This window comes from Stenotrophomonas sp. P5_B8, assembly GCF_054049855.1.
Genome location: NZ_JBFULO010000121.1, coordinates 1 through 10,327, shown reverse-complemented (window position 1 = coordinate 10,327; position 10,327 = coordinate 1). Strand labels below are relative to the sequence as shown.

Genomic DNA, 10,327 nt, shown 5'->3' with positions numbered 1-10,327 from the left:
GTGGCGCTTGGACGAGGATCGAGCGCAACTGAAGTCGACACCGTCTCCGTCGGCAATTACCTGACCAAACGCCGCATTGTGAACGTTGCAGACGGCGTGCTGAACGCATCGAGCTCTGACGCGGTGACTGGCCGGCAACTCAATGCCACCAATGAACGACTGGCGGCTGCCACGACCACTGCAAACGCGGCCCGCACCACCGCCAATACAGCAAAATCCACCGCAGATCGCGCTCTGGCTGGTGCCTCGCTGGTCACGCAGACGTCAACCAGCAGCACGATCCGTGTCGGCGGTTCCAACACTGGCACCGTGCTGGACGTGGCCAACCGGAATGGAACCAAGCGCCGCATCCAGAACATCGACAACGGCGTGTTGAGCGCCACCAGTACCGATGCGGTGACCGGGCAACAGCTGCACGCCACCAACCAGGCCGTGAGTACGGCCACCAGCACCGCTACGGCAGCCAAGACCGCTGCCGATGGGGCTGCGGCCAAGGCGACGGTGGCGGCCAACACCACGGCCACCGGCACCGCCATGACGGCGGCCAACAAAGCCACCGCCACCGGAACCGGCGCATTGGCCAGCGGCACCTCGGCCAAGGCGCAGGGGACGCACGCCACGGCGCTGGGCTTCAGCGCGCAGGCGACCGCCAACCAGGCCACGGCGGTCGGCCGCGAGGCGGTCGCCACCGGCACCTACGCCACGGCATTGGGCAACCTGGCCAAGGCAGGCGGGGGCAGTGCGCTGGCACTGGGCGATCGCAGCAGTGCCACCCATGGCAATGCGGTGGCCTTGGGCGCCGGMTCTGTCACCGCTTCGGACAATTCGGTTTCTGTGGGTAACGCCAGCGGGAAGCGCAAGATCCAGTACGTGGCGGACGGCACCATCGGCGCGGGCAGTACCGATGCGGTCACCGGCAGCCAACTGCACGCGACCAACACCCTCGTCGGCGCCGCACAGAGCACCGCCACCAGCGCGCAGACTGCAGCGGGTGCGGCCCAGCGCACGGCCGATGCCTTGACCACCCGCGCAACCGCATTGGAGGGCTTGGTCAGCCAGACAGCAGTCGCTGGCACTGTGCGTCTTGGCGCGCAGAACACGGGCACGACGCTGGATGTGCGCAACAAATCCAACGCCAACCGCAAGATCAGCGGCGTGGCCGATGCAACGCTGAGCGCCACCAGCACTGAGGCGGTGACCGGCAAGCAGCTCGCGGCTACCAACACCAGCGTGACGGCAGCACACAGCGCTGCTGCGACAGCACAGACCACCGCGACCGCTGCACAGCGAACGGCGGACGGGGTAGTGACGCGTACGACGGCACTGGAAGGCATGGTCAGCCAGGTGTCGGCGACCGGCGATCTGCGCCTGGGTGGGCAGAACACCGGTACCGTCCTGGACGTCCGCAACAGGTCGAACGCGGCACGCAAACTGAGCGGCGTGGCTGACGGCACTCTYAGTGCCGCCAGTACCGAAGCGGTTACGGGCAAGCAGCTCAATGCCACCAACACCAACGTGACCGCGGCGCAGAACACGGCGACCACGGCGCAAGCCGCAGCGACCGCCGCACAGCGAACGGCGGACGGAGTCGTAACCCGTGCGACGGCTCTGGAAGGCCTGGTCAGCCAGGTGTCAGCCAGCGGGAACCTGCGCTTGGGTGCTCAGAACACCGGCACCACGCTGGACCTGCGCAACAAGTCCAATGCAGCGCGCAAACTGAGTGGCGTGGCGGATGGCACCCTGAGTGCGACCAGTACCGACGCGGTTACAGGCAAGCAGTTGTTTGGCACCCAGCAGAAAGTGACGGCCCATGAAGGGGTACTGGCGACGCACTCCTCGCAGCTGTCCGGGCAGGATGGGCGCATCACAGACAACCGCCGCGACCTGGATGAGTTGCGCACCGAATTCGAGAACTTCGATCCCGATCTGGACGGCGTGGTGAAGTTTGCCGCGGATGGCAGCATTGATATGAATGGCGGTCGTGTACGTGGACTGGCGGCGGGAGATGCGAGCTCAGCGGCGAGCACGGACGCGGTTAATGGTGGGCAGTTGTTTGCCACCAATCATCGAGTTTCCTTGATGGAAAGCGACGGGCGGTTTGTTGCTGTGGACTTTGATGAAGAGAGCTCTTCTGCAAAAGCAGGTGAGTTCTCCGTTGCTATTGGCGATAGCGCAGAGGCAGGTGAGGAGACCAATGGTGCTACGGCGGTMGGCGCTTATGCAAGGGCAAGAGCAAGGAGCTCAGTCGCGCTGGGTCGAGCGGCGTTCGTGGACGGGGCTGCGGACAATGGATTCGCGCTTGGAACTGGCTCTACAGTTCTGAGCAAGAGTGGAACCGCACTTGGCGGTTATTCCAGAGTGGAGATTGGAGCGGAGAACTCAGTTGCGCTTGGGGGAGACTCAACGGCGACTGAAGAGAATGTTGTTTCTGTTGGAAACCTGACGAAGAAGCGGCGCATTGTGAACGTGGCCCGCGGTCGAGATGCAGAAGACACAAGCACGATTGCACAGCTTGATGAGTCTCTAGCCTTGCTTGGGGGTAATGCAGGCGTAGATGTAAATGGCAACATCATCAGTCCTACTTATAACCTGCAAGGGGGCACGCAAAAAACGGTCGCCGATGCACTAGCAGTGCTCGACGGTGCCGTGACCACCACAGGCACCCGCGTTGACAGGGTGGAGAACCAGCTCCGCTCGGCCTTCCAGGAAACCCGTTCCACCCGCACTGACGGTCTCAACCAGCTCAACCTGGCCGGCCCCAACGGCATGGTGCTCGGCAACGTGGCCAACGGTCTGATCGCACCCGGCAGCCGCGACGCGGTCAACGGCGGCCAGCTGCATGCCATGGAGCAGCGCCTGGATGGCCGCATCGATGGCCTGGAACAGCGCGTTGACACCCCGCTGCAAGGTCGCGCAATGGCGACCGCCAGTGCGCCTACGCCGCCCGTGGCTGCGGAGGAAGGCAGTGGTGCGGTATCGGGTACGCCGGAGGCCGCCTCTGACGGGGGTGCTCGCATCGCCAGTGCCGACGACGTCGGCAAGCCGGCCAAGGCGGACGCACCCGCCCATGCACCCACCCCCACGCCGCAGGTCAGCACCGCCGATCTGGAGAAGATGCTCGCCCGCGCCAACGAGTACACCGATGACGCGATCAAAGGGGTCGAACAGCGCCTGGACAAGATGGACAAGCGCTTCAACCGGCTGGCGGCGATGAACAGCGCGCAGAGCGCGATGGCCATGAATACCGCCGGCCTGGCCACCTACAACCGGCTCGGTGCTGGCGTGGGCTACAGCGATGGCGAATCGGCCATGGCCGTGGGCTACCAGCGGGTGCTCAACGAGAAGGGCTCGGCCACCTTCAGCCTCAACGGCGCGTTCACCAACAGCGGTGAGCAGAGCGTTGGCCTGGGTGTTGGCATCGGTTGGTAACGCGCAGTGCAGGGCAGGGCACCGTCGGGAGCCCTGCCCACTGTGCAATGAAAAGGGGAGCGCGATGGACACCATCGGTAACCAGATCGCCTGGCGGCTGGGCTATCTGAATATTCTTCAGGGCGTCATTGCCCGTCTGGCCAACAGCGCCGTGGCGATGAAGGCAGGCAGCGTGGCAGTGCTGATCGCGCTGCTGGCCCGCGCGGTAGGCCAGCAGGCGCCCTTCCATTGGGCGCTGTTCGTGTTGCCCGCCGTGCTGTTCATGGGCTTTCATGCGTTCTTCCTGCAGCGGGAGCGCGCCTTCGTGCAGTTGTACAACACGGCCTGCGATGCGCCCCTGGCCCAGGTGCTTTCCTACCGTGTCGATGCAGCCCGTTTGGCGGCGGTGCGCGAGCCGTTGCTGAAAGTGCTGTGCCGCCCGACCGTGTTGGCCTTTCATCTGCCGCTGGTGGCCGGCGTTGTGCTGGTCTACCAGGTGGTACGGGAGGCATCACGATGCTGCTGAAGCTGCGCGTACGCAATTTCAATGGCGCYGGGCTGAAGGTGGATGCGCCGGCCACTGCCGCGTACCAGGAGCGGTGCCATGCAACGTGGCGGGCCGTTGCCGCCTACCTGATGGACAGCAGTACCTTACTGGATGCGGAGTCTGTGCAGCAGGCCGTGGCACCCGCGTTCCAGCCCGACGTGTTCCTGTCGCATGGGCGCGGTGATCGAGAACAGGTGCTGCAGCTGGCGGTGATCCTTGAACAGCTGGGGCTGACGGTGTTCGTCGACTCGTGCCTGTGGCTAAACGCCTACACCGTGCAGCAGGAGTTGGACGAGTCACTCTCGGCGCGCGGGAACTCACCCGGCACGCATCACTTTCACTATCACCGCGTGGTACGGACGTCGGCCAGCCTGCATATGGTGTTCAATGCCGCCCTGCAGCGGCTGATCGATGGCTGCGAGCTGTTCCTGCACCTGGAGGGCGAGGCCGCAGGACTACGCACATGCGTGGAGGATGGTCGCCATGCGGGGGCACCGTGGGTGCTTTCCGAGCTGATGTTCGCTCGCCACCTGCCGCGGCGTGGCCGGCAGCGGCTCACCTTGGAGGCCCTGAAATCCGATGCAGACCAAGGCGTGGCGTTCGGTGCCCCCGAAGTGGCACATACGCTGGAATGGGACGTGCTGGAGCGCGCAATCGCCGACACCGTCGGATTCCCGACGACCTCCTACTCTCACGACCATCCGGTTTTCCTGGATCACCTTTACGGAAAGCTGCCGCTCAGCGAACAGGCGAGACGGCTGTTGGGTTGGATATGAAGCGTGGCAGCGGCAGGCGCACGTAGTCGTACGGTGGGAATGCCCGGGAGACGGATTGGGAAATCATCCTGAGCGCTCTGCACCCTGCTGAAGGCCCACACCCTCGAGTGAGCCTTCGGGGCAGGTGAGGGTTGGCGGCTGTTTTACTGCACGCCTTACACGCGTGTGGTCACGTACCCGGCGATCTCCGCCGCGGCCAACACCTCGCGAAGCTGCGCCGCCGACGCCCGCCGCATTGGCTTCTCATCAATAGCGGACAAGGGTGGCTGACGCAGTGCGTCGTACGGCAGCACCGCGATGTCGAAGGTCAGGTCTTCGGCGCTGAACACCCAGACCGGCACGTCCAGCGCGCGTTCGCGGTCCAAACGCAGGCGGCGCGTACGCGATTCGGCCGGGATGCCGTGTTCGTCGAAGTAACGTTGCACCGCATCGGCATCGTCGCTGTGCACCTGCAGCTGCACGGGGCTGTTGGCATCGGCCGTGCCCTCCAGGACTGGCCCGCACAGGCGCGGGGAAAACTCCCGCAGAAACTCCATGGCGCGCAGCGCGGCTTCGCGGCGCTGGCGCAGTTGGCTGCCGTGGTCGGCACCGGCGAACAGACGCTGGTACTCGCGCAACGCGTCTTCGATCTCCGCATTACGCGGTAGCGAGGCGTCGTCGTGGATATCCAGCCGGGCGGCGGCCTTGAGCTTGGCCTGGTGGTAGTCGCGGATCCCGCCTTCGGCCATCAGCCGGGCCGCTTCGTGGGCGAGCCGGTGGCGACGCTCGCGGGTCTGGGTGGCTGCATGCTGACGGGCTCGATGCATGACCGGAACTCCTTGGCGACCTGCACGGCAATGTACACCGGCGATGTGACAACCGGGTAGAGCCACCCCGTGGGTGGCTGTGCCTGCGATCAGGGAGTGCGTGCAGCCACCCATGGGGTGGCTCTACCTGCGATCAGGGAATGCGTGCAGCCACCCATGGGGTGGCTCTACCGGGGTGATGGCGCGGACGAAGCGCGGCCGGCGAACAAAAAAGGCCGGGCAATGCCCGGCCTGTGTTCGTTCCTGGTGCCGGCGTACCCGGCACGGGCGATCAGAAGATATCGAACGCGGCGTCGTCCGCCTGCTGCACGTGGGTATCCACGTTGAACTCTTCGATCTTGTCCATGTCCTCCACCTTGACCCATTCGGTCGCGCCGTTGAGGGTGGCCTGGACCATGCCCGAGGGCGGGTCATTCTTGGCGATCGGGGTGTCCTTCAACGCCACGCGCATGTAGTCGATCCAGATCGGCAGTGCCGCCTTGCCGCCGTATTCGCGGTAGCCCAGCGAGCGGAAGTCGTCGCGGCCCACCCACACGGTAGTGGCGTAGGGCCCGCCGAAGCCGGAGAACCAGGCATCGCGGTGATCGTTGGTGGAACCGGTCTTGCCGCCCACGTCCTCGCGACCGAGCACCTTGGCCGCCGTACCGGTACCGCGCTGGACCACGTCGCGCATCATCGACACCAGCTGATAGGCGGTACGGGCGTCGATCGCGCGCGGGGCCACCTTGGCATCCGGGTTGACCGGCTTGGGCGCCTCGATCGGCTGCTGCGGCTTGGCCGCCGCAGTGGCCGCCGGTGCCGGCGCAGCGGCCGCGCCGAAGTTGAAGCCGTCCACGACCTGGCTGACCGGGGCGCCGCCACTGGTGCCGGCGCACTCGCGGCAGGCCATGGCCGGGTTTTCCTTGAACACCAGGGTGCCGTCGCGGTCGGTGACCTGGTCGATCACCCAGGTATCCACGCGCGAACCGCCGTTGGCGAACACCGCGTAGCCCCGCGCCACCGACAGCGGGGTCAGCGACGCGGTGCCCAGCGACATGGACAGGTTCGGCGGCAGTTCGGCCTCGGCGAAGCCGAATTCGCTGATGTACTTGCGCGCGTAGTCCACGCCCATGCCATCGAGCAGGCGCACTGAGACCAGGTTGCGCGACTGCACCAGCGCTTCACGCAGGCGCATGGGGCCACGGAAGCCGCCGCCGTCGTTCTGCGGCGACCAGGTCTTGCCGCGACGGTCGCGGAACACCACCGGGGCGTCGAGCACGATCGAGGCCGGGTTGAAGCCCTTGTCGAAGGCGGCCGCGTAGATGAAGGGCTTGAAGCTGGAACCCGGCTGGCGGCGCGCCTGGGTGGCGCGGTTGAACTTGTTGCCGGAGAAGCTGAAGCCGCCGACCAGCGCCTTCAATGCGCCACTGTCGGCATCCAGCGAGACCAGTGCGGACTGGCCGCGCGGAATCTGGTCGATCAACCACTCGCCTTCCTTCTCGCCGGCGCGCACGCGGACCAGGTCGCCCCGGGTCAGCAGCTTGGCCGGGGCCTTGTTGACCCACCGGCTGGCCGCGACCGGCAGGACCAGTTCGTTGCGGTTGGCCAGCACCACCGTGGCGCTGCCATCGGCGGCAGTGGAGGCCACGATTGCCGGCAGCAGCCCGGACTGGGACGGGATACCTACCAGCTTGGCGGCCAGCGCCTTGGCGTCTGCATCGGCGGGAACGTCGAAGTGCTGTTCCACACCGTGCCAGCCGTGGCGATGGTCGTACACGCGCAGGCCATTGCCCACCGCGACGTTGGCCGCAGCCTGCAGCTCGGCGTTGATGGTGGTGGTGACGTGGTAGCCCTTGTTGACCACGTCGCCGCCGAAGCGCGCGATCATTTCCTGGCGGACCAGCTCGGCCACGTAAGGGGCTTCGACCTGCACCGGCGGCTCGTGCGCGCTGGCGTGCATCGGCACCGCCTTGGCCGCGTCTGCCTCGGCCTGGCTGATGAAGCCCAGGCTGGCCATGCGCTGCAGCACATAGAAGTCGCGGCGCTCACGGGCGCGTTCGGGGTTGCTGATCGGGTTGCCGGAGGAGGGGAACTTCGGGATGCCGGCCAGCGAGGCCATCTCATCCAGGTCCAGCTCGCCCAGCTTCTTGCCGTAGTAGAACTCGGCCGCGGCGGCGACGCCGTAGGCGCGGTTGCCGAAGAAACTCTTGTTCAGGTACAGCTCGAAGATCTCGTCCTTGCTCAGCTCGGACTCGATCTTGCGCGCCAGCAGGATCTCGGCCAGCTTGCGGGTGTAGCTGTACTCCGAGCTCAGGAAGAACTGGCGRGCGACCTGCTGGGTGATGGTGGACCCACCCGGCACGCGCTTGTCGTTGGTGGTGGCCAGCAGCCACACCGCGCGGCCGATGCCCTTGTAGTCGACCCCGCCGTGCTGGTAGAACCGCGCGTCCTCGGTCGCCAGGAAGGCCTGCTTGAGGCGCTCGGGGACCTCCTTCATGGTGATCGGGGTGCGCCGGGATTCACCGAACACGGCCATCAGCTTGCCATCGCTGGCATAGACGTACATGGGCTCCTGCATCTCGATGTCGCGCAGGCTCTGCACGTCCGGAAGCTTGGAGGAAACGGCGTAGTAGAGGCCGCCCGCAACGGCCGCGCCGATGAGGGCCAGGACCAGGAAGGCGACCAGCAACCAGCGCAGCCAGCGGCGAAAGCGTGTCATCAGGGACAGATTCCGATTGCGAATTTCGTGGCCGCAGAGTATAGATTACGCAAGGGAGCGGCTGGGGCCGATCCTGGGGAGCGCAACTCAATCATCGTCTGGGGACGCGTGAAACGTGCCGTGATGCACGTTTCACAGCATGACAGTTGCGATTTGCAAAAAAAACGTTATTAATGCGCGGGCGCAGGTTCTGCGTCCAAGTGCCCGTCGGCAGGGGAGAAACCGTGGGGCTTATCCCAAAAAGCCAGTCGCCGCTTATTGGCGTCGACATCAGCTCGACTGCAGTAAAGCTCTTGCAGCTTTCACGCAGTGGCAATCGCTTTCGCGTGGAACATTACGCTGTGGAACCACTTCCGCCGAATGCGGTGGTGGAAAAGAACATTGTTGAGGTAGAGGCTGTCGGCGAGGCTATTCGACGTGCCGTGAACCGTTCCGGTACCAAGGCCCGGCACGCTGCCGCAGCCGTGGCCGGTTCGGCGGTGATCACCAAGCTGATCCCGATGCCTGCCGACCTGGACGAGAACGACATGGAAGCCCAGGTCGAGCTCGAAGCGGTCAATTACATCCCGTACCCGATCGAGGAAGTGAACCTCGACTTCGAGGTGCTGGGCGCCATTCCCAACAACCCGGAAATGGTCCAGGTGCTGTTGGCGGCATCGCGCTCGGAGAACGTGGAGCTGCGCCAATCGGCGCTGGAGCTGGGCGGTCTGGTCGCCCGGGTGATGGACGTGGAGGCCTTCGCGGTCGAGAACGCCTTTGCCCTGGTCGCCAGCGAGCTGCCGATCGCCAGCGATGGCGTGGTCGCGCTGGTGGACATCGGTGCCACCATGACCACCCTGAACGTCCTGCGTGGCGGGCGTAGCCTGTACAGCCGCGAACAGGTGTTCGGCGGCAAGCAGCTGACCGACGAAGTGATGCGCCGCTATGGCCTCACCTACGAGGAAGCCGGCCTGGCCAAGCGTCAGGGCGGGTTGCCGGAAAGCTACGGAATGGAAGTGCTGGAGCCGTTCAAGGAAGCCACGGTCCAGCAGATCAGCCGTCTGCTGCAGTTCTTCTATGCCGGTAGTGAATTCAACCGCGTGGATCACATCGTGCTGGCCGGCGGTTGCGCGGCGCTGGCCGGGCTGCCGGAGATGGTGGAAGAGCAGCTGGGCGTGGCCACCGTGGTGGCCAATCCGCTGGCGCAGATGACGCTGGGTCCGAAGGTACAGGCACATGCCCTGGCCCAGGACGCCCCGGCGCTGATGATCGCCACCGGTCTGGCGCTGAGGAGCTTCGACTGATGGCGAGAATCAACCTATTGCCCTGGCGCGCCGAGCGGCGCAAGCAACGCCAGCGTGATTTCTACGGCATGCTCGGCTTCGCCGCCATCGGCGGGGTGCTGCTGTCGCTGCTGATCTGGTTCTACTACGACCGGCAGGTCAGTGGCCAGAGCGAGCGCAACAGCTTTTTGACCGCCGAGATCGAGAAGGTCAAGGAACAGAACAAGGAGATCGACCGCCTTGACCGCCAGAAGGAACGTCTGCTGGCGCGCAAGAAGGTGATCGAGGAACTGCAGGCCAAGCGCTCGCAGATGGTCCACCTGTTCGATGCGCTCGTGCGCACCATCCCTGATGGCGTGGTATTGACCGCGCTCAAGCAGGAAGGCGACATCCTCACCCTGGAAGGCCGGACCCAGTCCAACGCCCGGGTCAGCGCGTACATGCGCAATCTGGAAAGCTCGGGCTGGATGAGCAAGCCTGAGCTGACGGTGATCGAGGCCAAGAAGCCGGATGAGGGCAAGGCCCCGACCGGTCCGGTCTCTGACATCAGCGCCTTGCCGTACATGTTCGAGGTCAAGGTCACCCTGCCGGCGCAGAGCGAGCCGGTCAATGGCGTTGCGCCGGATGGCAGCGTGGTGGCACCTGCGGAGCCGGCGGTGAACCCGGCCGCGACGGCGGTGGCTCCGTTGTCGCCGGCCCCGGCGGCGACCGAGCCGGCGACCGACCCGTCCGCAGCACCGGCAACGCCCTCGGCCGCCAAACCGTCCGGCAGCCGGATCGCCCCGCCAGCCACACCCGCACAGCCGGCTGCGTCCAGTACGCCGCAGAAG

7 protein-coding genes are annotated in these 10,327 nt (G+C 65.6%); 5 read left to right on the top strand and 2 right to left on the bottom strand.

Annotated elements, in window-relative coordinates; translation table 11 throughout:
* The 3 genes from ACXJKH_RS09000 to ACXJKH_RS08990 all read left to right on the top strand — a co-directional run.
* The coding region (locus ACXJKH_RS09000) for a YadA-like family protein (RefSeq protein ID WP_457319171.1) at window positions 1-3,429 on the top strand (3,429 nt) is incomplete at its 5' end.
* A 64-nt stretch (window positions 3,430-3,493) separates the two neighbouring features.
* On the top strand, window positions 3,494-3,934 hold the full coding sequence (locus ACXJKH_RS08995) for a hypothetical protein (protein ID WP_457319170.1): 441 nt from the start codon (window positions 3,494-3,496) through the stop codon (window positions 3,932-3,934).
* Window positions 3,925-4,731 carry a hypothetical protein gene (locus ACXJKH_RS08990; protein ID WP_457319169.1) on the top strand — a complete coding sequence of 269 codons (807 nt, stop codon included), beginning with the start codon at window positions 3,925-3,927 and terminating at the stop codon, window positions 4,729-4,731. Before ACXJKH_RS08995 ends, ACXJKH_RS08990 begins: the two co-directional genes overlap by 10 nt.
* Before the next feature lie 155 nt (window positions 4,732-4,886).
* On the opposite strand, the gene ACXJKH_RS08985 is transcribed toward ACXJKH_RS08990, so the two are convergent.
* Together ACXJKH_RS08985 and ACXJKH_RS08980 are read right to left on the bottom strand one after the other, a co-directional pair.
* The gene (locus ACXJKH_RS08985) at window positions 4,887-5,537 is read right to left on the bottom strand and encodes a hypothetical protein (RefSeq protein WP_457319168.1); all 651 of its coding nucleotides are present in this window, start codon (window positions 5,535-5,537) and stop codon (window positions 4,887-4,889) included.
* Between the two features lie 271 nt (window positions 5,538-5,808).
* On the bottom strand, window positions 5,809-8,235 hold the full coding sequence (locus ACXJKH_RS08980) for a penicillin-binding protein 1A (RefSeq protein WP_457319167.1): 2,427 nt from the start codon (window positions 8,233-8,235) through the stop codon (window positions 5,809-5,811).
* A 224-nt stretch (window positions 8,236-8,459) separates the two neighbouring features.
* Here ACXJKH_RS08980 and ACXJKH_RS08975 point away from each other — a divergent pair, with 224 nt between their 5' ends.
* Both ACXJKH_RS08975 and ACXJKH_RS08970 read left to right on the top strand, forming a co-directional pair.
* Window positions 8,460-9,518 (top strand): pilus assembly protein PilM, encoded by a 1,059-nt coding sequence (locus tag ACXJKH_RS08975; protein WP_457319166.1) that lies wholly within the window; start codon window positions 8,460-8,462, stop codon window positions 9,516-9,518.
* On the top strand, window positions 9,518-10,327 hold an 810-nt coding region (locus ACXJKH_RS08970; protein ID WP_457319165.1), incomplete at its 3' end, for a PilN domain-containing protein. The genes ACXJKH_RS08975 and ACXJKH_RS08970, both read left to right, overlap by 1 nt.